This window comes from Aquamicrobium terrae, from assembly GCF_052978165.1.
In genome coordinates, this window is record NZ_JBRKLZ010000001.1 from 379,873 (window position 1) to 401,518 (window position 21,646).

Below are 21,646 nucleotides of genomic sequence, written 5' to 3' on the forward strand. Positions count from 1 at the left end.
TCAGCCGGATTTCTCCCGGCAGACACCAAAGTCCGTGTGTGGAATGTGCGCGCATATATAGGCTTGCGCCGCAAAACGCAACCCGGACCGCCGCAGGCTTACGCCGCCTTGCGGAATGCCCTGCCCGGCACCCTCACCCGCCGGAAGATCGCCACGATCTCCTCGCGGCTGCACTCGACCGCGCCGAGCCTCACGGCCCGGTCGCGTTCGAAGCCGGTGATGTCGTAATGCGCTGCCGAGGTTTTCGGCGGCCCCTGGTAGGAGGAGCGCTTGAGTCCGAGCCGGGCCGCGAAGCGATGCAACTCCTCCTCCTCGTCGGCCATCAGGTGGCACCAGCGCCGGCCCACGAAGTGCCAGATCGGCGCATCGACATAGACTGCCATGCAAAACGCCCTATTTCCCGCAGGGCTTCTGCAGCGCCTGATCGAACAGCGACAGGTCGACCAGCTTGCCGGTCATGGTGAAGTCGCCATAGTCCATCATGAGGTCGCGGGTCAGGCCGTTCTCGTGCAGCTTGAAGCTGATGCGATATTCCGGCATCTCCTCGCCGCCGTCACCGTCCTCGGTGTTGAAATAGGCGATATCGACCGGCCAGAACTTGTCCTTTTCCAGCTTGGACAGGGCCGGAAGCTCGGGATCGTTGTTGCCCGCGGCAGCCGGCTTGCCGACCACCACCGTGGTCAGCATCACCCGGTCGGCATCCTCGGAGCCGTCGAACAGGCTGGTCTCGTAGAAATTCTCGCCCTTCTCGGCCTTGTCGATCAGTTCGAACAGATGCTGGGTCGGAAACTGGGTCGAAGCCAGCGTCACCGTGTTGGGCTCGGGCTTGTCGATGTCGACGCGAATCGAATCCTGCTCGCGGCGGGCCGTGCCCTTCACTTCCTTTTCCAGGTTCTGGTCGACGAAGGATTTGGTGACGAAGGAGAAGGTCTTGCCCTCTCCATCCTCGAAGGTCGTCGTCTGCTGGTCGGTCATGCGCATGCTGTCGGCGGTGCTGATGCGCGTGACCAGACGGAACTTGACCGTGTAGCCGTCGCATTGCGAACCGTTGAACTCATAGACCATACGGCCGGAAATGCCGGTGATGCCGGAGCGGTCCGATGCCTTGTTCAGAGAGATGTCGTAGACGGCGCGGTGCGGCTGCAACACCGGCCCGGCCAGGGCTGGAACGGTGGAAAAGGTGATCGGAAGCAGGAGGACGGTATAGGCAAGGCGCGTTGCGCGCATGTACAAGCTCCGATCGTGGCGGCCAGCCGTTCTGCCGGCGAATGTGGCCAAGCATAAAAATAGTCGTGGCGGAAGCGAGGCAAAAATTGCACTTTCGGCCGAACCGCCACCGGGGCATCCAGCAATAGGAAATTACCATGAGCGAAACAATCGAAAAGCGGCTGAATGATCTGGGCGTGACCTTGCCGGTGGCTGCGGCGCCCGCCGCCAACTATGTTCCGTTCGTGCAAAGCGGAAACCTGCTGTTTCCTTCCGGCCAGTTGCCGATCAAGGACGGCAAGCTCGCCGTCACCGGCCTGCTCGGCAAGGATGTCGATCTGGCCGCCGGGCAGGAAGCCGCGAAACTGTGCGCCGTCAATGTGCTGGCGCAGGCCAAGGCCGCGCTCGGCGATCTGGAGAAGATCAAGCGGCTGGTGAAGATCACCGTCTATGTCGCCTCCGCCCCGACCTTCACCGAACAGCACCTGGTCGGCAACGGCGCATCCGACTTCTTCGTCGCCGTGCTTGGCGAACGCGGCAAGCATGCCCGCGTGGCCATCGGCATGGCGGCTCTGCCGCTCAACGCCTCGGTCGAGGTCGAGGCGATCCTCGAAGTCGAATAAGCCCAGATGGCCGACCTCTCCTGGCTCACCGCCCGTCCGATCGCCCATCGCGGCCTGCACGACCTCAACAACAGGCGCTGGGAGAATACGCTTTCGGCGTTTTCGGCAGCCGCCGATCGCGGCTACGCCATCGAGTGCGACGTGCATCTCACCGCCGACGGCGTTCCCGTGGTCTTCCACGACCATGACCTGAGACGGCTGGCGGGAGAGGACGGGTTCGTCTGGCAGCGCACCGCTGCCGAAATGGCGGCACTGCGGATCGGCGGCACCGACGATCATGCGCCGACCCTGGACGAGTTGCTCGATCTGACCGCAGGGCGCGTGCCGCTGGTGATCGAACTGAAGGGCACGCCGGGCCGGGACGGCGGGCTTGTCGAAGCGGTCGGGGAACGCCTGAAACGCTACCAGGGCGAAGCGGCGATCATGTCCTTCGATCATTGGCTGATCCGCGATTTCAGCCGCCATGCCCCGGGCATCCCAGGCGGGCTTACCGCCTGCGGGCGCCGCGAGCACGAGATCGAAGCGCATTTCACCATGCTGGCGCACGACATCGCATTCGTGTCCTATGCCGCCGGCGACCTGCCCAACCGCTTTATCTCCTTCGTGCGCGGAAAGCTCGCCATGCCGGTCATCACATGGACGATCCGCGACCAGCCGGCCGTCGACCTTACCTTCAAATATGCCGACCAGATGACATTCGAAGGATTCGAACCTCCGTTGGCGGTCGCCTGACCCGTTGCGGGCTTGCACCTGCCTGCCGGCGGCTTAAGTAAACCGCATGGATCAGGGCGACGATCAGGCGACAAGCAGGGTGACGGAGCATGCGGTTCGCATCACCACCAGCATGGGCGCCTTCACGCAGCAGGAATGGGACAGGCTGCAAGGTGTCCAAAGGAAATCAGGAAATTCATACAACCCGTTCGTTTCGTTTGCATTCTTGAGCGCGCTGGAGGAGTCCGGCTGTGTCGGCGGGCACAGCGGCTGGCAGCCGCATCATCTGCGCCTCGAAACCTCCGGCGGAGACCTGCTCGGCGCCTTGCCGTGCTATGCCAAGTCGCACAGCCAGGGCGAATATGTGTTCGACCACGGCTGGGCCGATGCCTTCGAGCGCGCCGGCGGGCGCTATTATCCCAAGCTGCAATGCGCGGTGCCGTTCACCCCTGCCACCGGCCCTCGCCTGCTGGTGGCCGAAGGCCATGATCCCCTGTCCGTCAAGGCCGGGCTTGCCGAGGCGCTCAGGATCGTCACCGACAGGCTGGGCGTGTCCTCGGCCCATGTTTCCTTCCTGCCCGAAGAAGACGTCGACGTGCTGGAAGCCGCCGGTTACCTGCACCGCACCGACCAGCAGTTCCACTTTTTCAACGACGGCTTTGCCAGCTACGACGATTTCCTTGCCACGCTGGCTTCACGCAAGCGCAAGGCCCTGAAGCGGGAACGGCGCGAAGCGCTGGGCAACGGCATCACCATCGACTGGCTGACGGGCAGCGACCTGACCGAGCGGGTCTGGGACGACTTCTTCGCCTTCTACATGGATACCGGCGGGCGCAAATGGGGCCGGCCCTATCTCACCCGCCGGTTCTTTTCGCTGATCGGCGAGCGCATGCCCCAGGATATCCTGCTGGTGATGGCGAAACGCCACGGGCGCTACATCGCCGGGGCCATCAACTTCATCGGCTCGGACACGCTCTATGGCCGCAACTGGGGCTGCGTCGAGGACCATCCCTTCCTGCATTTCGAGGTCTGCTACCATCAGGCCATCGACTTCGCCATCGCCAACAAGCTCAAGGTGGTCGAGGCGGGCGCCCAGGGCGAGCACAAGCTGGCGCGCGGCTATCGCCCCGTCACCACCCATTCCGCGCACTACATCGCCCATCCCGCCTTCCGGCGCGCGGTGGCGGACTATCTTCGTCAGGAACGGCGCGACGTAGCCAGGATGAACGAATATCTGGCCGGACATACGCCCTTCCGCAAGGACGAAGTGCCGCTCAATGAACGAGCGTCTTCGAAAACAGATTGATGATCACCACGCCGGTGAGGATCAGGGCCATGCCGGCCAGCGCCGGCAGGTCCAGCATCTGCCGGAACCACACCCAGCCGATGGTGGTGATGAAGATGATGCCGGCGCCGCTCCAGATGGCGTAGACGATGCCGACCGGCATGGTGCGCAGGGGCAGCGCCAGGAAAAAGAAGGCGCATGCATAGCCGACGACGGTGACCAGCGAAGGGACAAGGCGCGTGAATCCTTGCGTTTCCTTCAGCGCGGTTGTCGCGACCACCTCGAACATGATCGCCACGAGCAGGTAAATATAGTTCAGGAGCACTGCCACTCACCCTTGATTCGCACGCCGGTGCGAGATGATTATGCCCCCGAGCAGAGGACGAGAAACAAGCATGGCCTACGACACCACTAATATTTTCGCCAGACTTCTGCGCGACGAAATTCCGTCTTATCGCGTCTATGAAGACGAACATACGGTTGCGATCATGGATGTGATGCCGCAGGGCATCGGCCACACGCTGGTGCTGCCCAAGGCCCCGTCGCGCAACCTGTACGATGCCGACCCTGAATCGCTCGGCGTTCTCTTCAAGACCGTGCAGAAGGTGGCGAAGGCGGTGAAGAAGGCGTTCGCCGCGGACGGTGTCGTCGTCTCGCAGTTCAACGAGCCTGCGGCCGGGCAGACCGTCTTCCACCTGCACGTCCACGTCATTCCGCGCTTCGACGGCGTGCCCCTGAACAAGCACAGCGGCGAGATGGAAAAGGCCGAGGTCCTGGCGGCCAATGCCGAGAGGATCAAGGCCGCGCTGGCCGAGTAGGCCAAAGCCTTCTCACCGCGATCAACACCGAGGCCGGGCCATCGTTCGCCGATGGTCCGGCCTCGGCAGTTCAGGAACTGTTTGGCGCCCCGGCGGCGACGCCGGAACACCCGCAAAACCCGCATCCCCATGCCCTGCAAGGGATCACGTATCGTTAAAACGGAACACGATTCTTTCGCCGGCTCTTCCCAATTTCGCCACACGCCATAGCTTTTCGTGACATATGCATGACAGTTGCATGACAGTGGCGTTTACCGGGGAATTGTGAGTTGGCGAACGGCAGACCAGATTTTGTTGAAAAGGCACCGCCAGCAGGTGGAAAAACCGCCCGCAGGGGTCGTGCCGTCCTGTTTTCGAGCTTCCGCCATGCGCTGTTCATGGTTCTGGCTTCGGCCCTGCTGGTATTTGCCATAGAATGCGTATTCCGCGGCGATTTCGCCAGCGCCATCACCTTCTTCGCCCAGCCCTACAAGCCCGGCTGGACGACGGTGCTCGTCTTCGCCCTCATTTTGCTCGGGCTGGACGCGCTGCTGGGGCGCGCCTGGCTGGGATTGCTCATTGTCGCGCCGCTCACCCTGACGCTGGCCTTCGTCGGCTACCAGAAGTCGCTCTATCTTGGCGACCCGCTCTACCCGACGGATTTCCTGTACGCCCGCCAGATCTTCGAGCTGATGCCGCTGCTGTTGCGCGAGCGGCCGTGGACGGGCGCCGGGATGGCACTCGGCATCGTCATGGCCCTCACTCTCTTCATGTACGCTTGGCGCTTCGTGCAGCGCCGGGTGTCGCGGATGAGCTACAAGGGACGCGCGGCGCGGCTCGTGCTGGCGCTACCCGCCCTCGCCTTCTTCGTCTCGCTGATGGACTATGCGACGTTTTCCTGGACTCGCGACCGCCTCCAGATCATCCCGATGATGTGGGACCAGAAGGAGAACTACGCCAGCAACGGCTTCACGCTCGCCTTCGCCCTCAACGTACCGATGGCGCATGTCGCGGCGCCGAATGGCTATTCGGACAAGGCGATCGATGCCATGCCGAAGCCCGCCGTCGATTCCGCCCTGCCGGACGAGCGCCCCGACATCATCATGGTGATGAGCGAATCGTTCTGGGATGCGGGCAAGCTCCCCGGCGTCACCATCTCACCGGACCCGATCCCCTCGACCCGCGCGCTCCAGTCCGGCGAAATGTTCTCGCCCGAGTTCGGCGGGATGACCGCCAATGTCGAGTTCGAGGCGCTGACCGGCTTCTCCAACGCCTTCCTGCCCGCCGGCAGCATTCCCTACCAGCAATATGTGCGCAAGCCGCTGCCTTCGATGGCGACCTTCCTGCGTTCCGAGGGCTACCAGACGCTTGCCATCCATCCCGGCACGGAATGGTTCTGGAACCGGTCCAATGTCTACAAGGCCTTCGGCTTTGACGAATTCCGCTCGGAAAAGACCATGGCAAGCAACGCCAAGCGCGGGCTGCTGATTTCCGACGAGGCGATGACCGACGAGATCATCGCGTCAGCCGATGCGGCCGAGAACCCGCTGTTCCTGTTCGCCGTCAGCCTGCAGAATCACGGCCCCTACGAGCCGAACCGCTACGGCAACGCCACCCACAGCGTGAACGCCCTGACCAGCGACTGGGCGCGCTCCTCCCTCCAGAGTTTCGCCGAGGGCATGGCCGATTCGGACCGCGAACTGCAGCGCCTGATCGACTGGGCCAGCAAGCGCGAGCGGCCGACCGTCATCGCCTTCTTCGGCGACCATCTGCCGCCGCTCGGCCCCGTCTATGTCGAGACCGGCTTCCTCAAGACGAACGTAGCGCCGCGCAGGGACACGCCGGAGAACATGCGCCTGCATCGCACGACACCGCTGGTCGTATGGTCGAATCGTTCGGGCCAGGCGAAGGACCTCGGCGCGGTAAGCCCCGCCTTCCTGCCGCTGCATGTCTTCAAGACCGCTGGCATCAGCCATCCCTACTACACCGGCTTCCTCAGTGACCTGCGCCAGCAGTACAGCGTCGTCGAACGTTCCCTGCTGCTCAGCGCAAACGGCGAGCCGACCCTGGACTGGGCCCGGCAGAAGGAAATCGACCCGGCTATCCGCGATTTCCGCTACCTCCAGTACGACATGATGTTCGGCAAGCATCACGGCGCGCCGGCCTTCTTCCCCGAAACCATCGGCGATCTGGTCGCACATACGAGTTGAGGCGGAACCGACCGAAAGGCGAGCGGAGACTTGACATTCCGGGCACATTCATTATGTGTCGCGCCAAGTTTCCGCTTCCGGGCGCCGCCCCGTGCTGTTGCGGCTTAACCCCAGGAACATAAACGGACGAAAATCATGGCAAAAGCCGCGAACATCAAGATCAAGCTCCTTTCGACCGCCGACACCGGTTTCTTCTACGTGACGAGCAAGAACAGCCGCACGAAGACGGACAAGCTGTCCTTCCGCAAGTACGACCCGGTCGTGAAGAAGCATGTCGAGTTCAAGGAAACGAAGATCAAGTAATCTTCGTCCCCTGATCTGCAAAAAGGCCGCCCATCGGGCGGCATTTTTGTTTGTGCCGTTAGGGTCTGGTGACTTTCGTCGGCGTTTGAGGGAGACTGCCTCCGGCGTCCCCGACCATAAGGCCTGCCCGCATGCTCATCCGCCTAGCCTACACCTCCACCTTCAAGCCGCACATCACCGAAGCGGACATAGGCGAACTCACCGAAAAGGCGGCGGATTTCAACAAAAGGAACCACATAACCGGTATTCTTGCCGTGGAGGGCGAGCGCGTCTGCCAGATTCTGGAAGGTCCGAAGGAAGCCGTCGAAAAGCTGTTCGAGTCCATCCAGCGCGACCAGCGTCATTTCGGCGTGGTCGAACTCGACGTCGCCCCCATCGACAAGCCGCGCTTCGAGGCCTGGGGCATGGTGCGCCGGCCGATGGTCGACATCGTCACCCTGGCCTTCTCGCTTTAAAGGAAACGATCCTGCCGCTTGGCAGCCCTGATCCGGGTGGATTGGGGGCCGGTCGGCTATGGCAGCGGTACGAGGAGGCCACTAAACGCCAAGGCCGGCCGGCCGACCCCACGGACCCAGGAGATGCGGCGGACCTGAGAAACATGGGGCATTCATGCGGCGCAAAGGAATACACTACCCCGACGCCCATCTGATGCAACGTCGCGCAAGGCAACATGAAAATCAACCGTTTCTTAACCAAGGCAACGGAAGCGACCGAATTAAGGTAAATCAGAAACCATATTTGCCTGGCGAGCCGCGGTTGCGGCCGGTTTTCACGCCGCCGCGCGGGCCACGACCCGGTTGCGGCCGTTCCTCTTGGCCTCGTAGAGCGCCATATCGGCGCGCTTCAACAGGCCGGCGACACTGTCCGCCACCCCCTGCACAGAAGAAACGCCGACGCTGACGGTCACCTCGACCGACTGGCCCTGCTTGCCGATGGCGAAGGGAACACGGGCGATTTCGGCGCGTATGCGCTCGGCCACCTTCTCCGCGACGGACCCGTCGGTATCCGGCATGATGATGACGAACTCTTCGCCACCGAACCGGCAGATGAGATCGATGCCGCGCATGTTCTGGCGCAGGCGGCGGGCGAATTCGCGCAGGACGTCGTCGCCGCCATCGTGGCCATAGGTGTCGTTGATGGCTTTGAAGCGGTCCAGATCGACCATCATCACCGATAGCGGGCGCCGGCGCGCCACGGCACGATCGAACAGCGTCTGCAAATGGCTGTCGAGATAGCGCCGGTTGTGCAGTCCGGTGAGCGCATCGGTCACCGCCATTTCCAGAGACTGGGTGACGCTGGCCCGCAACTGGTCGTTATAGCGCTTGCGCCTGATCTGCGTGCGCAGCCGCGCCGTCAGTTCGTGCGGCTCGATGGGCCGCACCAGATAGTCGTTCACACCCAGTTCCAGCCCGCGAATGATGCGGTGATCGTCCTCGCGGTCGGCCAGCAATATGATCGGCAGGAAGCGCGTGCGGTCGAGCGACCGCAATTGCGAACACAGGCGCAAGGGATCGACATCCGACAATGCCGTCGAGACGATCACGCATTCATGGTTGCCTTCCGCCGCCTGGAAAAACCCGGCATGCGGATCGGTCGCGACCTCCAGTTCGACGTCGCCGCCAACCTTGGCGCGTATGCGTTCGAAAGTCTCGCGGCGCTCGTCGATGAGCAGCACCCTCGCCGGCTCTTCCGCATCCTTGTCCACGGACCAAAGCAGGCTGTCGAGGCCGATATTGGTGGCGGTAACGGTGCGCAGCCGCAGTTCGTCGGTGAGCATCTTGAGCCGCACGAGGCTCTTCACCCGCGTCATCAGTTGAAGATCGTTCACCGGCTTGGTGAGGAAGTCGTCGGCGCCGGCCTCGAGCCCGCGCACCCTGTCGGCAACATGGTCGAGCGCGGTGATCATCACGACAGGCAAATGCGCGGTGGCGGGATCGGCCTTCAGGCGCCGGCACACCTCGAAACCGTCCATCCCCGGCATCATCACGTCGAGCAGGACCACATCGACCTTGCTCGCCTCGCAGATCTCCAGCGCTTCGGGACCCGAATTCGCGGTTACGACCTCGAAATATTCGGCGAGCAGCCGGACTTCCAGGAGCCGCACATTGGCAGGAATGTCGTCGACGACAAGGATGCGTGCGGTCATGCATCCCCCAGATAGGATTTGATCGTCTCGATGAAACGCGGCACCGAGATCGGCTTGGAAATATAGGCCTCGCACCCGCCCTGGCGGATGCGTTCCTCGTCACCCTTCATGGCGAAGGCGGTGACGGCGATGACGGGAATGACGTGGAGTTCGTCATCCTCCTTCAGCCATTTGGTCACTTCCAGCCCCGACACTTCGGGAAGCTGGATATCCATCAGGATCAGATCGGGCTTGTGGGTGCGCGCCAGTTCGAGCGCCTCGAGGCCGTTGCGCGTGCGCACGGTCTCGTAGCCGCTGGCCTCGATGAGGTCGCGGAAGAGCTTCATGTTGAGCTCGTTGTCTTCGACGATCATTACTTTCTTCGGCATCGACTTCCCGTCCCGACAGCCATTCCCTCGAATGACGTCGCCCCTGCGCCCAGCCGGACCGCACCAAACCCGACTGCCACGCTATCCCAAGATGATTGATGAAACGGAAATCAACCGTCGAAAAAGCGTCGGATCGGCCAGCCTTCCACAGGCGGCGTGCAAAACTTGCCGTGCGTGGCAATTGGCATACCCTGCCGGAACGATTCGACCATCCCGGCAGGAAGAAGGGTAACAATGGCAGACAAGGCGTCAATGCACCAGAACGCGGAGGCGTTGGCCATCGAAGCGCTTGGCTTCATTGCGGCCGACCCCGAACTTTTGCCACGTTTCCTTGCCATCACCGGCATCGGCGCGGATTCGATCCGGCGCGCGGCCCGCGAACCCGGCTTTCTGGCTGGAGTCCTCCAGTTCATACTGGCGCATGAGCCCACCCTGATGCGTTTCTGCGACGCAGCGGGAACACCTCCCGCTGTGGTAGACCAGGCGCTTCGCCACCTGCCATTAGGCGACACCAACTATGAAAGTTCGATATGAGCGTCGATCCCGAAACCCTTCGCCAGATTGAAGAACTCTCCTCCGACGACAGGCCTCTCCTGATCCTCGACGTGGATGACGTTCTGCTGGAGTTCATCCGCCCCTTTCCCCGCTTTCTCGAAAAGCGCGGCCTGCACCTGACCATGGCTTCCTTCCGGCTCACCGGCAATATCGCCGAGAGGACGACCGGCAGGCTGGTCGAGCAGGCCGAGGTCACCGCCCTGCTCGACGATTTCTTCACCGGCCAGGCGGATTGGCAAAGCATCACCGATGGAGCACCGGAAGCGCTGGCCAGTTTCGAGGACCGCGTCGAGATCGTGCTTTTGACGGCAATGCCGCACAAGCACCGCGAGGCGCGCCGGGCGCATCTCGATGCGCTTGGCCTGTCCTATCCGCTGCTGACCACGGAAATGGCCAAGGGCCCCGCCGTCGCAAGGCTGCGCGGGCCAAGCAACCGGCCCATCGCCTTCGTCGACGACCAGCCGCCAAACCTGATTTCGGCGCGCGAGTCCGTGTCGGATGCCAATCTTTTCCACCTGATGGCCGACAACAGCCTGCGCGAGTTCCTGCCGCCGCTGCCCGACGACATCACGGTCGTGCACGACTGGCATGACGCCAGGCCGAAGATCGCCACGGCGCTCGGTTTCTGAACGCAGCAAGCAGCCCGGATTTCAATCCAGCGGGTGTTCGGCGTAGAACTCCACCACCCGTTTCTTGAACGTCTTGTCGCCCACGGCCAGCATGTGGTCACGCCCTTCGATGGGGAACGGCGTGGCATTCGGCATCAACGCCGCGAGTTCCTCCGCCGAACCGCCGATATCGTCCCTGGTGCCGACGGCGACCAGCGTCGGCTGGGTGATGCGCGACATGTCTTCCTCGGTGAGCAGTTCGCGCGAGGTGGTGATGCAGGCGGCCAGCGCCCGGCGGTCGCTTCGCGTCTGGTCGGCGAAGGCACGGAAAGACCGGCCCTGCGGATGGGTGATCTTCGAAGGATCCTCCGCAAGCAGGGCCGCCGCAATCGGGTCCCAGTCGCCCACACCGTCAATCATGCCGATGCCGAGCCCGCCGAACACCAGCGTCGCGACCCTTTCCGGCGCTTCCAGTGCGAGGAAGGCGGAAACGCGCGCACCCATCGAATAGCCCATGACATGGGCCTTATCGATGCCCAGATGATCGAGCAGGGCGACCGCATCGGAGGCCATTTTCGTCGGCGTGTAATCGGCCTCGTCATAGCTCTTGGACGATGCGCCATGGCCGCGATTGTCCAGCGCGATTGCCCGGTAGCCGGCATCGTTCAGGGTCTTGAACCAGCCCGGCGATACCCAGTTCACATAGTGGCTGGAAGCGAAGCCATGAATGAGCAGGACGGGATCGCCCTTTCCCCTCGCCGGCTGGCGGTCGAGAAAAGCCAGATCGAAACCATCGTGCGCGAAAAACTGCATGCTTACACCCGTTCTGCTTCAGCCGCCCGACGAGGACTGTCCTGACCCGGACGCCGTCACCCTCGGATGGTTGACGACATCACCCTCGGCAATGCCTTCTCTTTCGGCCGTTCCGGCCTTGAGTTCAAGCACATAACGGGCGGGTTTGCCCGGCGATATGGGAGCGATCGAATAGGGCTCTCCCGGCAGGACCGCCTCGATGCGGCCATTCTCCGCGATGAACACGAGATCGAGCGGCATCGGCGTGTTCTTCATCCAGAAACTGACCGGCCGGGTTTCCTCGAAGACGAACAGCATGCCGCGATCGTCCGGCATGGACTGGCGATGCATCAGCCCCGCCGCGCGCTCGGAAGCATCCGCCGCCACCTCGATGGTGAAAGAACGCGGGCCGGCCTTTGTCGCGATCACCAGCGGTTCGGGATCGACAGGCAGGAGCATGGGTTGCTGAACGGCATCGCCCGAATTCTGGGCAAAAGAGGGCGGCGGAGCGCTCACCAGAACCGCCAGCCACGCCAGAGCGCCGGCCACCGAACTCCAACGCCTTGCGGTCATGAAACGCCTCGCTCGCAAACTCTCGGCCGCATTCTAAAGCACTTTTACAGCCAAGGGACAGGCTCGGCATCGCATAAATGCGGCTCAAATAAAGGGTTAGCGCGATTATCCGATCCAGCCTGACCGCATCCTGCTCAAGGAAGCGGCAGAAGCGCCAACCGGCTTCAGTGCGATACCGGCAGGGTGCCTACATCGGGGTGGATCTCGGCCGCCATCAGGCCCTTGTCCCCGCGCCCGAAACGCACCAGAACCACCTGACCCGGCCGCAGTTCGGTCACGCCGAAGCGGCGCAGTGTCTCCATGTGGACGAAGATGTCCTCGGTGCCTTCCCCCCGCGTGAGAAAGCCGAATCCCTTGGTGCGGTTGAACCACTTGACCAGCGCGCGCTCAAGGCCGCTCTCCGGCGTCACCGTCACATGGGTGCGCTGGCTCGGCAGCTCGGTGGGGTGCACGGCGGTGGACATGTCCATCGACAGCACCCGGAACGCCTGTAGCCCCCGCTCGCCCTGCTTGACGAGGCAGACCACGCGCGCGCCTTCCTGCGCGGTCTGGAACCCGTCGCGGCGCAGGCAGGTGACATGCAGAAGAATATCGCCGAGATGGGCGTCATCCGGCAGGATGAAGCCATAGCCCTTGGCGACGTCGAACCATTTTATGGCCCCGGAAACCTCGGTCAGATCGGTATTCGCACTGCCGTCCTGCCCTGCGGCAGTATCGACCTCGCTTCGACTCCGATCTGTGAAAGAGGCCTTTTCCCCCATAAGAATGCCCCCTTTGTATCTAGCACGCGCAACTGATTCTTCTTTGGAAGGATAGCATTGCCGCTTCGCATCTGTGCAAGAGCCGAGATGCATTTTGCACGTATCATTCGGTTGCGGCGCAAGCGCCCGTGGTTGCCGCCCGGTGCGAGCGACCCTATGTTGCGGCTCCGTCAGGAGGTTTTCATGCGTTATCTGCACACCATGGTCCGTATCGCCGACATCGACGCCGCGCTCGATTTCTACTGCAACAAGCTGGGCATGAAGGAAGTGCGCCGGCAGGAGAACGAGCAGGGCCGCTTCACCCTCATCTTCCTGGCAGCGGCACATGATGAAGCCAGCGGCCGCGCCGACAAGGCGCCTCTGCTGGAACTCACCTACAATTGGGATTCCGAGGCCTATTCGGGCGGCAGGAATTTCGGCCATCTCGCCTATGAGGTCGATGACATCTATGAAACCTGCCAGCGGCTGGTGGATCAGGGCGTGACCATCAACCGCCCGCCGCGCGATGGCTACATGGCGTTCATAAAGTCGCCGGACGGCATTTCGATCGAATTGCTGCAAAAGGGCGCGGCGAAGGAAAAGGCCGAACCCTGGGCCTCGATGCCCAACACCGGAAGCTGGTAACCGGAAGCTGGTAACAAAAAAGGCCGCTGCGTTCACAGCGGCCTTCGAATGCGGTTGGTGCCGGTTCAGGCGCGTGCCATGCACACGGATGTATGGCCCGAACGGATGAAGCCGAGCTGGCTTGCCGCTCCCTTGGACAGATCAAGCACCCTGCCCTTCACGAACGGGCCGCGGTCGTTGATGCGCACGACGACGCTCTTGCCGTTTTTCTTGTTGGTCACCTTGAGGCGGGTGCCGAACGGCAGCGTGCGGTGAGCGGCGGTCAGCGCCGAGGGGTTCATCCGCTCGCCCGAAGCGGTCTTGGAATGCAAGGCGTACCACGACGCGCGGCCACACTGCATCGCCGCCGAGGCATCAGTCGTGGAAGCAGCCATCATCATGCCCGCGGCAATGGCGGCCAAGGCCAGCGCCTGCCCTCTCCTTCTTGTCATTAAAATTGCTCCATTAATCGTGTGGAGCCACTAGACAAGGAATGAGGCGGCAAATAAGGCGTTCAACCCCCTGATTCGCCGCGTCGGCACACTTTTGGAGACCGGTCGAAACAGTTTGTCAGGGTGCCGGCCGAGATCGGCTCTCACCGCAGTTGGCGATATTAATCAAGTATTAATATGCGATATTTTCAACACCCTGGGGCAGTATTTCCATCCGCCGAAAGTTATTCTTTGGAACTATTACACACCAAGCGATTTCAGCTTTCGATGCAGCGCAGACCGCTCCATGCCGATGAACTCGGCGGTGCGCGAGATATTGCCGCCGAACCGGTTGATCTGGGCGATGAGATAGTCCTTCTCGAACTGCTCGCGGGCCTCCCGCAGCGGCAGCGCCATGATGTGCTGATCCGACTGGCCGGGCGTGCGCGGCATCACGTCACCGATCTCGGCCGGCAGGAGATCGGCGGTGATCGGCGCCTCGATGTCGTCGCCGCGCACGAGGATCATCAGCCGCTCGATGTTGTTGCGCAACTGGCGCACATTGCCGGGCCAGTTGTGGGCCTGAAGCACCGCCATGGCATCGTCACCGATGCGGCGCGGCTTCATGCCCACCTGCCGGGCCACCTGCTTCATGAAGTGATCGACCAGATAGGGAATGTCCTCGCGCCGTTCGGCAAGGCCGGGCACCATCACCGGCACCACGGCAAGGCGGTGGTAGAGATCCTCGCGGAAGCGGCCGTCGGCGATCATCGCCTCGAGGTTCTGCGCAGTGGAGGAGATGATACGCACATCGACCTTGACGCGCTTGGTGCCGCCGACGCGCTCGAACTGCTGCTCGACCAGAACGCGCAGGATCTTGTTCTGCGTCTCGCGCGGCATGTCCGCCACCTCGTCGATGTAGAGGATGCCGCGATGCGCCTCCTCCAGCGCCCCGACCTTGCGCTCGGTGCCGTTGGACTCGGTGCCGAACAGCTCGATCTCCATGCGCTCGGGCGTGATGGTGGCGGCGCTCAGCGTCACGAACGGACCGCTCTTGCGCGACGACAGCGCATGGATGGCGCGGGCCGTCAGTTCCTTGCCGGAGCCGGAGGGGCCGATGATCATGACGCGGCTGTTGGTCGGCGCCACCCGCTCGATGGTCTGGCGCAACTGGCTCATGGCCGACGACATGCCGATGAGATCGAACGTCTCGCCGCTGCGCTGCTTGAGGTCGGAAACCTCGCGCCGCAGCTTCGAGGTCTCCAGCGCCCGCTCCGCCACCAGGATCAGGCGGTCGGCCTTGAACGGCTTTTCGATGAAATCATAGGCGCCGCGGCGGATGGCCGAAACCGCGGTTTCGATATTGCCGTGGCCGGAAATCATCACCACCGGCAGGTTGGGATGCAGCGTCTTGATCTCGTCGAGCAGCGCCAGGCCGTCCAGCCGCGATCCTTGTAGCCAGATATCGAGGAAGATCAGGCGTGGCGCGCGTTCCGCTATCGCCGCCAGCGCGCTGTCGGCGTCATGCGCCGTGCGCGTCTCGTGGCCTTCGTCGCTGAGGATGCCCGCAACCAGCTCGCGAATGTCTTCTTCGTCGTCGACGATCAGAATATCAGACGCCATTTTCGACCTTTACAGCTTCTTTTTCAGAGGGTGGGTTGCCGGAGGCGGGGGCGATATCTCCGGCGGCCGGTAGAATGATGGAGACCATGGCGCCCTTGCCGCCATGGAATTCCTGTGGTGCGTCGTGGAGTTCCAGGCGCCCGCCATGGTCTTCCACGATCTTCTTGACGATAGCGAGGCCGAGCCCGGTGCCCTTGTCGCGCGTCGTCATATAGGGCTCGAGCAGCCTTTGGCGATGCTCGCGCGGCAGGCCCTTGCCGTTGTCCATCACGTCGATCCGGATGCCCTCGCCCTGGCGGGCAGCGCGTATCCGGATCGTGTTCGGCGTGCCGTCCGGGCGCTCGACGCCCTCCATGGCCTCGGATGCGTTCTTGATGACATTGCCGAAGGCCTGCGACAGAAGCCGGCTGTCGAAGGTGCCGTAAAGCGGCTCGTTGCCGAAATCGCGCTCGAACCTGATGTCGGACCGGCTGACCTCGACAAGGAACGAGGCTTCGCGCAGCGGCTCGCGCAGGTCCAGCGGCTTCATGTCCGGCTTGGGCATGCGGGCGAAGGACGAGAATTCATCGACCATGCGCCCGATATCCCCCACCTGCCGGATGATGGTGTCGGTGCACTGGTCGAAGACCTCGCGGTCCTCGGTGATGACCTTGCCATAGCGGCGCTTGATGCGCTCCGCCGATAGCTGGATCGGGGTCAGCGGGTTCTTGATCTCATGCGCGATGCGGCGCGCCACGTCCGCCCAGGCGGAGGAGCGCTGCGCCTGCACAAGATCGGTGATGTCGTCAATCGTGACCACATAGGACTTGGAGGCGTCGTCCTCCTCCTCCTCTTCCATGGTGACCTGGATGTTGAAGGTGCGCTCGGCCCCGGCCCGGTAGAAGGTTACCTGCTCGCGGTAGACCGGCTTGTCGGACTTGCGCCCGATCTCGAAGGCCCGGCCGACGAGCGGCAGCAGCACGGACAAGTTCTGGCCGATGGCCGTCTCCGCATCGATCGCCAGCATGGTCTCGGCCGAACGGTTGACGATGGTGACGATGCCTTCCGCATCCACACCGATAACGCCGGCCGTCACGCCTTCCAGAACCGCTTCGGAGAAGCGCCGGCGCTCATCGATCTGGTCCTTGGCCGTCAGCAGTTCGTTGCGCTGTGACTTCAGTTCCAGCAGCATGTTGTTGAAGGTGGCGCCGAGCGAGGCGACATCGCCATCGGAAGGCCGCACCGGAACCGAGACGTCGAGATTGCCGGTGGCCACCTCGTCGGCCGCGCCGATGAGTTGGCGGATCGGCCGCACCAGCCGGTCGGCGACGGCAATGCCGGTCCAGACGGCGGACAGGATGATGATGAGCGTCATCGAAAGGTAAGGCAACGCGAAGGCGATCTGCGAGGGACGCCGGTTGGATTCCAGCCCCCGATATTCATCGACATTGGACCGCACGATCTGCCGGGCCTTGATGACCTCGGGATCGATCACCCGGATCGTGTAGAGGAACAGCCCTTCCAGTTCCCTGAGCTTGACGATGGCGCCCATGATGTTGCGGGTTTCGGGTGCGATCAGCAGCGGCGGCCCGTTTTCCGCCTCCTGGATGGCGCCTTCGGGCGGCTCGGGCATGGCGAAATCGGCACGGGTCTGCGCGCTCATGACGAAGGAGCCGTCGGAGCGCACCAGCGCCGCATGGGCAAGCCCCCGGCCGGCCGCCTCCTTGTTCATGAGGTCTAGAAAGCCGGTGCGGTCGAGCCCGTAGAGCGTGCGCGCATTGTCGAGGTCGTAGGCCATGGACAGCGTGGTGCCCTGCAGGTTGCGGGCATTTTCCTGCACATAGGCGTCGGCGATCGACAGCGAGGAATTGATGATGGTCTTGGTGCGGATCTCGAACCAGCGGTCGAGCCCGACATTGAGCGTGATCGAGGCAACGATGGCGACCATGATCGCCGGGATAGCCGCCACCAGCGCGAACATGGTGACGATGCGCACATGCAGGCGCGACGCCGCCTTGCCGACCCGCCTTGCCAGCACGATGCGGTGGATCTCGCGGCCGATCAGCGCCGTCAGAACCAGGATGAAGAGGGCGTTGGCGGCGATCAGCGTGAGCGTGATCTGGCTGTCCGGCACGATCGGCGTCGCACCGACAAGGATCGCGAACGATACGCCGGCCGTCAGCAGCGCACCCAATATTGCGAGGATACCCGGCAACGCAAGCAGCCGCCGTCCCTCCTGGGCACGGCTTTTCGGCAGGCGCACTCGGCCGGTGCTGAGTATGTGAGTCGTCATACCGCCTATGGCATCATGAATCGCGTTACATGTATGCAACAATGTGGCGATTATGCAACAAAACAGGCGACATTGTGGCTCGCTGTCCGGATACTATCCGTGCGCGGCGAATGCCGGATCAGCCTGCCGATTTGTAGACGCTGATGCCCAGTTCGCGGATCTTCTTGCGCAGCGTGTTGCGGTTGAGGCCAAGCAGTTCCGCCGCCTTGATCTGGTTGCCGCGTGTCGCCGTCATTGCCGCCAGCACAAGCGGGTGCTCCACCTCCGCCAGAATGCGCTGATAGAGCCCGGCCGGTGGCAGAGACGGGCCGTAGGAGGCGAAATAGCGTTGCAGATAGTGCTCCATCGCCTGCCCGATGGAGAGGTTTTCCGGGATAAGGGCAGCGCCCGCCACAGGGTCAGGCCTCTCGCCAGCGCTCAGTTCGGCATCGACGATATCGGCGGAAATCTCGTCCTGCGCATAGAGCGCCGCAAGGCGGCGCACCAGATTTTCCAGTTCGCGCACATTGCCCGGCCATGGATAGCGCTTCATCGCCTCGACACCGGCCGGGGCAATGCGCTTGGCCTGCAAGCCCTCCTTCTCGCCCTGCTTGAAGAAATGGCGCACCAGATCGGGAATGTCCTCGGACCGCTCGCGCAGCGCCGGCAGCCGCAGCGGCACGACATTGAGCCGGTAGAACAGGTCCTCGCGGAACAGGCCCTGATTGATCAGGGCGCGCAGATCCTTGTTAGTGGCGGCGACGATGCGCACATCCGTGCGGATCGGCGTGCGGCCGCCGACGGTCGTGTATTCGCCCTGCTGGAGAACGCGCAGCAGCCGTGTCTGCGCCTCCATCGGCATGTCGCCGATCTCGTCGAGGAACAGGGTGCCGCCCTCGGCTTGCTCGAAACGGCCGGTCGAGCGGTTCTGGGCGCCGGTGAAAGCTCCCTTCTCGTGGCCGAACAGTTCGGATTCGATCAGGTCGCGCGGGATCGCGGCCATGTTGATCGCCACGAAAGGCCCGTTGCGGCGGCGGCCATATTCATGCAGCGCCCGCGCCACCAGTTCCTTGCCGGTGCCGGATTCGCCGGTGATCATCACCGTGAGGTCCGTCTGCATCATGCGCGCCAGCATGCGGTAGATGTCCTGCATGGCGGCGGAGCGGCCGACCAGCGGCATGGTGTCGGGCTGGTCCTCCAGCCGCGGCTCGGCTTTCGGCCGGCGCGGCTCGGCCAGCGCGCGCTGCACGATGCCGAGCAGTTCGGTAAGGTCGAAGGGTTTCGGCAGATATTCATAGGCGCCGGCTTCCGAGGCGCGGATCGCGGTCATGAAGGTGTTCTGCGCACTCATCACCACCACGGGAAGTTCCGGCCGTGCCTTGCGGATGCGCGGCAGCATGTCGAAGGCGTTCTCGTCCGGCATCACCACGTCGGTGATCACCAGATCGCCCTCGCCCGCCGCCACCCAGCGCCACAGCGTGGCGGCGTTGGACGTGACGCGCACCTCGTGCCCGACCCGCGACAGCGCCTGGTTGAGAACGGTGCGGATCGCAGCATCGTCGTCAGCGACAAGGATCTGGCCATGCACGCTCATCTGTTACTTCCTTCGCCAAGGTCCTGTTCGTCCGGCACCGTCTCCTTCCATGCCGGCATCAGCACGCGAAAGGTCGTTCCGCGCGGGTTCGACTCGCATTCGACGATGCCGCCATGCTCGCCCACGATCTTGGCGACCAGTGCGAGGCCGAGCCCCGAGCCGTTCGGTTTCGTGGTGATGAAGGGGTCGAACAGGATCGGCAGCAGGTCATCGGCCACGCCCGGCCCGTTGTCGCGCACGCAGAACTCCAGCGGCAGCGACACCCGCTCCTGCGTGCCGGGCACCGACATGCGGATACCCGGGCGAAAGGCGGTCGTCAGCACGATCTCGCCCAGCGGATCGCTGCCCACCGCCTCGGCCGCGTTCTTGATCAGATTGAGGAACACCTGGATCAACTGGTCGCGATTGCCGTAGACCGGCGGAAGCGACGGGTCGTAGTCCTCGACAATGGTGAGGCCCCTTGCGAAGCCATTCCTGGCGATCGCCTTCACCCGGTCGAGCACGACATGGATGTTGACCGGATAGCGGTCGATCGGCCGCTCGTCGGAAAACACCTCCATGCGGTCGACCAGCGCCACGATGCGGTCGGTCTCCTCGGTGATCAGCCGCGTCAGCGCCCTGTCCTCGTCCGAGGCCGACTGTTCGAGCAGTTGCGCGGCGCCGCGTATGCCCGAAAGCGGGTTCTTGATCTCATGCGCCAGCATCGCGGCAAGGCCCGTCACCGAGCGCGCCGCCCCGCGATGGGTCATCTGGCGGTCGATCTTGTCGGCCATCGAGCGTTCCTGGAACATCACGACCACCGACCCCTGGAACTCCGGAACCGGCGCGACATAGAGGTCCACCATCTTCTCGATGCCGAGGCGCGGCGAGGAGATATCGACGCGGTATTCATTGACCGGCGCGCGGCGCTCGCGCACCTGATCGACAAGGGCAAGCAAAGGGCTGCCGAAGGGAATGAGCTTCGACAACGTGCTGCGCGCCAGAACGGAGGCGCTGGAACGAAAAAAATCCTCGGCATCTGCGTTGGCGAAGGAGATGTAGCCCTCCGGATCGACCATGATCACCGGCCGCCGGATGGTGTTGAGCAGGATCTGCGCGGCGTCGTCCATATCCCCCGGCTGGATCGGCAGCGCGCTCATGCCGCACTCCTCACATTGCTGTCCTGCCCGGCAAAAATCTGGCGAAGCAGGGTAACGACCGCCCGAGGCTCGCCGGACGTCAGCAAGGCCTTGCGCTGCTCCGGCGCGACGATCGGCGCATGGCGGTCGAGATACCAGCCAAGGTGCTTCCGCGCCTGCCGCAAGCCGCTTTCAGTGCCGTAGAGCGACAGCATGTCCTCGTAATGCGCAGTCACGTAGTCCGCGAGTTCGTCGCGCGCGTGGGGGATACCGGACATGGATGCGCCGGAGACGTCGGCCACGATCTCGCCTGCCGTCCACGGTGCGCCGTAATGGGCGCGGCCGACCATGATCGCATCGGCGCCGGACTGTTCAAGGATGGCGGCGGCATCGCTGGACGATCCGACATCGCCATTCGCCACCACGGGAATGGAAACGGCAGCCTTGATGCGCGCGATCGCCCGCCAATCGGCCTTGCCGTTGTAGAACTGGCAGCGGGTGCGCCCATGCACGGTCACCATCCGCACGCCGGCCTCCTCGGCGCGGCGCGCCAGAATGGGGGCATTCAGCACGTTCTCGTCCCAGCCAAGCCGCATCTTGACCGTGACCGGCACCTCGACGGCATCGACAACCGCTTCGATCAGCGACAACGCATGGTCGAGATCGAGCATCAGGGCCGATCCGGCATAGCCGCCGGTCACCTTCTTGGCAGGGCAGCCCATATTGATGTCGACGATGTCGGCGCCCTCGCCCACGGCGATGCGCGCCGCCTCCGCCATATGTGCCGCCTCGCGCCCGGCAAGCTGAACCATATGCACCGGCAGGCCGGAATGGCGGATACGCAGGTTGAAGCCGGCGCGCCCCCTGGCCAGTTCACCGCTGGCAACCATTTCGGAAACGACGAGGCCCGCCCCATGGGCATAGGCCCGCTTGCGAAAAGGCTCGTCCGTGACACCCGACATCGGCGCCAGAAAGACGCGATTGCGAATTTCGACACCACCAATATTCAAAGGCGTGGACAGGATTGCCCGCTCAGGCATGCACAAAAACCATGCAAATAATTTTGATGCCCATTGTTTAAACAATCC

At 63.3% G+C, this 21,646-nt stretch carries 24 protein-coding genes; 10 read left to right on the forward strand and 14 right to left on the reverse strand.

Annotation, left to right across the window (positions count from 1 at the left end):
• Positions 1-98 precede the first annotated feature (98 nt).
• The gene (locus tag ACVCNR_RS02030; protein ID WP_354192351.1) at positions 99-383 is read right to left on the reverse strand and encodes a DUF4031 domain-containing protein; all 285 of its coding nucleotides are present in this window, start codon (positions 381-383) and stop codon (positions 99-101) included.
• A 10-nt stretch (positions 384-393) separates the two neighbouring features.
• Positions 394-1,227, reverse strand: a complete 834-nt coding sequence (locus tag ACVCNR_RS02035; RefSeq protein ID WP_354192350.1) for a cell envelope integrity EipB family protein — start codon at positions 1,225-1,227, stop codon at positions 394-396.
• A 137-nt stretch (positions 1,228-1,364) separates the two neighbouring features.
• On the opposite strand from ACVCNR_RS02035, the gene ACVCNR_RS02040 reads away from it, so the two are divergent.
• Genes ACVCNR_RS02040 through ACVCNR_RS02050 form a run of 3 tightly spaced genes read left to right on the forward strand, consistent with a single transcriptional unit; the run spans position 1,365 to position 3,846 of the window.
• Complete coding sequence (locus tag ACVCNR_RS02040) at positions 1,365-1,829, forward strand: RidA family protein (RefSeq protein WP_354192349.1); 465 nt, start codon at positions 1,365-1,367, stop codon at positions 1,827-1,829.
• Between the two features lie 6 nt (positions 1,830-1,835).
• Entirely contained in the window at positions 1,836-2,561 is a 726-nt protein-coding gene (locus ACVCNR_RS02045) for a glycerophosphodiester phosphodiesterase (RefSeq protein WP_447073661.1), read from the forward strand.
• Between the two features lie 46 nt (positions 2,562-2,607).
• Positions 2,608-3,846: a GNAT family N-acetyltransferase gene (locus ACVCNR_RS02050; RefSeq protein ID WP_447073662.1), complete on the forward strand. Its 1,239-nt coding sequence runs from the start codon at positions 2,608-2,610 to the stop codon at positions 3,844-3,846.
• On the opposite strand, the gene ACVCNR_RS02055 is transcribed toward ACVCNR_RS02050, so the two are convergent.
• On the reverse strand, positions 3,815-4,144 hold the full coding sequence (locus ACVCNR_RS02055; RefSeq protein WP_354192457.1) for a DMT family transporter: 330 nt from the start codon (positions 4,142-4,144) through the stop codon (positions 3,815-3,817). The two genes, ACVCNR_RS02050 and ACVCNR_RS02055, sit on opposite strands and share 32 nt — an antisense overlap.
• 76 nt (positions 4,145-4,220) lie before the next feature.
• Here ACVCNR_RS02055 and ACVCNR_RS02060 point away from each other — a divergent pair, with 76 nt between their 5' ends.
• The 4 genes from ACVCNR_RS02060 (at position 4,221) to ACVCNR_RS02075 (ending at position 7,590) form a co-directional block, all read left to right on the forward strand.
• A complete protein-coding gene (locus ACVCNR_RS02060) occupies positions 4,221-4,643 on the forward strand; it encodes an HIT domain-containing protein (protein ID WP_354192345.1) in 423 nt (140 codons plus the stop codon).
• Between the two features lie 377 nt (positions 4,644-5,020).
• Positions 5,021-6,832, forward strand: a complete 1,812-nt coding sequence (locus ACVCNR_RS02065) for an LTA synthase family protein (RefSeq protein WP_447073663.1) — start codon at positions 5,021-5,023, stop codon at positions 6,830-6,832.
• A 135-nt stretch (positions 6,833-6,967) separates the two neighbouring features.
• A complete protein-coding gene (gene rpmG / locus ACVCNR_RS02070; protein ID WP_035033210.1) occupies positions 6,968-7,135 on the forward strand; it encodes a 50S ribosomal protein L33 in 168 nt (55 codons plus the stop codon).
• A 131-nt stretch (positions 7,136-7,266) separates the two neighbouring features.
• A complete protein-coding gene (locus ACVCNR_RS02075; protein ID WP_354192343.1) occupies positions 7,267-7,590 on the forward strand; it encodes a BLUF domain-containing protein in 324 nt (107 codons plus the stop codon).
• A 314-nt stretch (positions 7,591-7,904) separates the two neighbouring features.
• Here the strand turns inward: ACVCNR_RS02075 and ACVCNR_RS02080 are convergent, their stop codons facing one another.
• Together ACVCNR_RS02080 and ACVCNR_RS02085 are read right to left on the reverse strand one after the other, a co-directional pair.
• Positions 7,905-9,281, reverse strand: coding sequence for a PleD family two-component system response regulator (locus tag ACVCNR_RS02080; protein WP_354192342.1), 1,377 nt, complete (start codon positions 9,279-9,281; stop codon positions 7,905-7,907).
• Positions 9,278-9,634 (reverse strand): response regulator, encoded by a 357-nt coding sequence (locus ACVCNR_RS02085; protein WP_348779628.1) that lies wholly within the window; start codon positions 9,632-9,634, stop codon positions 9,278-9,280. The genes ACVCNR_RS02080 and ACVCNR_RS02085 overlap by 4 nt, the downstream gene beginning before the upstream one ends.
• A 249-nt stretch (positions 9,635-9,883) precedes the next feature.
• On the opposite strand from ACVCNR_RS02085, the gene ACVCNR_RS02090 reads away from it, so the two are divergent.
• Entirely contained in the window at positions 9,884-10,183 is a 300-nt protein-coding gene (locus tag ACVCNR_RS02090) for a DUF3572 domain-containing protein (protein ID WP_447073664.1), read from the forward strand.
• Positions 10,180-10,833 carry a hypothetical protein gene (locus tag ACVCNR_RS02095; protein WP_354192340.1) on the forward strand — a complete coding sequence of 218 codons (654 nt, stop codon included), beginning with the start codon at positions 10,180-10,182 and terminating at the stop codon, positions 10,831-10,833. Before ACVCNR_RS02090 ends, ACVCNR_RS02095 begins: the two co-directional genes overlap by 4 nt.
• 21 nt (positions 10,834-10,854) lie before the next feature.
• Here the strand turns inward: ACVCNR_RS02095 and ACVCNR_RS02100 are convergent, their stop codons facing one another.
• The 3 genes from ACVCNR_RS02100 to ACVCNR_RS02110 form a co-directional block, all read right to left on the reverse strand.
• Complete coding sequence (locus ACVCNR_RS02100) at positions 10,855-11,625, reverse strand: alpha/beta fold hydrolase (protein WP_354192339.1); 771 nt, start codon at positions 11,623-11,625, stop codon at positions 10,855-10,857.
• 18 nt (positions 11,626-11,643) lie between these two features.
• Positions 11,644-12,177, reverse strand: a complete 534-nt coding sequence (locus ACVCNR_RS02105; protein ID WP_447073665.1) for a DUF192 domain-containing protein — start codon at positions 12,175-12,177, stop codon at positions 11,644-11,646.
• Positions 12,178-12,341: 164 nt separating this feature from the next.
• Positions 12,342-12,938 carry a cold-shock protein gene (locus ACVCNR_RS02110; RefSeq protein ID WP_354192337.1) on the reverse strand — a complete coding sequence of 199 codons (597 nt, stop codon included), beginning with the start codon at positions 12,936-12,938 and terminating at the stop codon, positions 12,342-12,344.
• A gap of 183 nt (positions 12,939-13,121) precedes the next feature.
• On the opposite strand from ACVCNR_RS02110, the gene gloA reads away from it, so the two are divergent.
• On the forward strand, positions 13,122-13,562 hold the full coding sequence (gloA, locus tag ACVCNR_RS02115) for a lactoylglutathione lyase (RefSeq protein ID WP_354192336.1): 441 nt from the start codon (positions 13,122-13,124) through the stop codon (positions 13,560-13,562).
• A gap of 65 nt (positions 13,563-13,627) precedes the next feature.
• Here the strand turns inward: gloA and ACVCNR_RS02120 are convergent, their stop codons facing one another.
• The 6 genes from ACVCNR_RS02120 to dusB form a co-directional block, all read right to left on the reverse strand.
• Entirely contained in the window at positions 13,628-13,993 is a 366-nt protein-coding gene (locus tag ACVCNR_RS02120) for a septal ring lytic transglycosylase RlpA family protein (RefSeq protein ID WP_354192335.1), read from the reverse strand.
• Between the two features lie 240 nt (positions 13,994-14,233).
• A complete protein-coding gene (ntrX, locus tag ACVCNR_RS02125; RefSeq protein ID WP_354192334.1) occupies positions 14,234-15,595 on the reverse strand; it encodes a nitrogen assimilation response regulator NtrX in 1,362 nt (453 codons plus the stop codon).
• Positions 15,585-17,867: a sensor histidine kinase NtrY-like gene (locus tag ACVCNR_RS02130; protein WP_447073667.1), complete on the reverse strand. Its 2,283-nt coding sequence runs from the start codon at positions 17,865-17,867 to the stop codon at positions 15,585-15,587. Before ACVCNR_RS02130 ends, ntrX begins: the two co-directional genes overlap by 11 nt.
• 118 nt (positions 17,868-17,985) lie before the next feature.
• Positions 17,986-19,440 (reverse strand): nitrogen regulation protein NR(I), encoded by a 1,455-nt coding sequence (gene ntrC, locus ACVCNR_RS02135; protein WP_447073669.1) that lies wholly within the window; start codon positions 19,438-19,440, stop codon positions 17,986-17,988.
• Positions 19,437-20,549 carry a two-component system sensor histidine kinase NtrB gene (locus tag ACVCNR_RS02140; protein WP_447075621.1) on the reverse strand — a complete coding sequence of 371 codons (1,113 nt, stop codon included), beginning with the start codon at positions 20,547-20,549 and terminating at the stop codon, positions 19,437-19,439. The genes ntrC and ACVCNR_RS02140 overlap by 4 nt, the downstream gene beginning before the upstream one ends.
• 26 nt (positions 20,550-20,575) lie before the next feature.
• Positions 20,576-21,598, reverse strand: a complete 1,023-nt coding sequence (gene dusB, locus ACVCNR_RS02145; RefSeq protein ID WP_447073670.1) for a tRNA dihydrouridine synthase DusB — start codon at positions 21,596-21,598, stop codon at positions 20,576-20,578.
• Positions 21,599-21,646 lie beyond the last annotated feature (48 nt).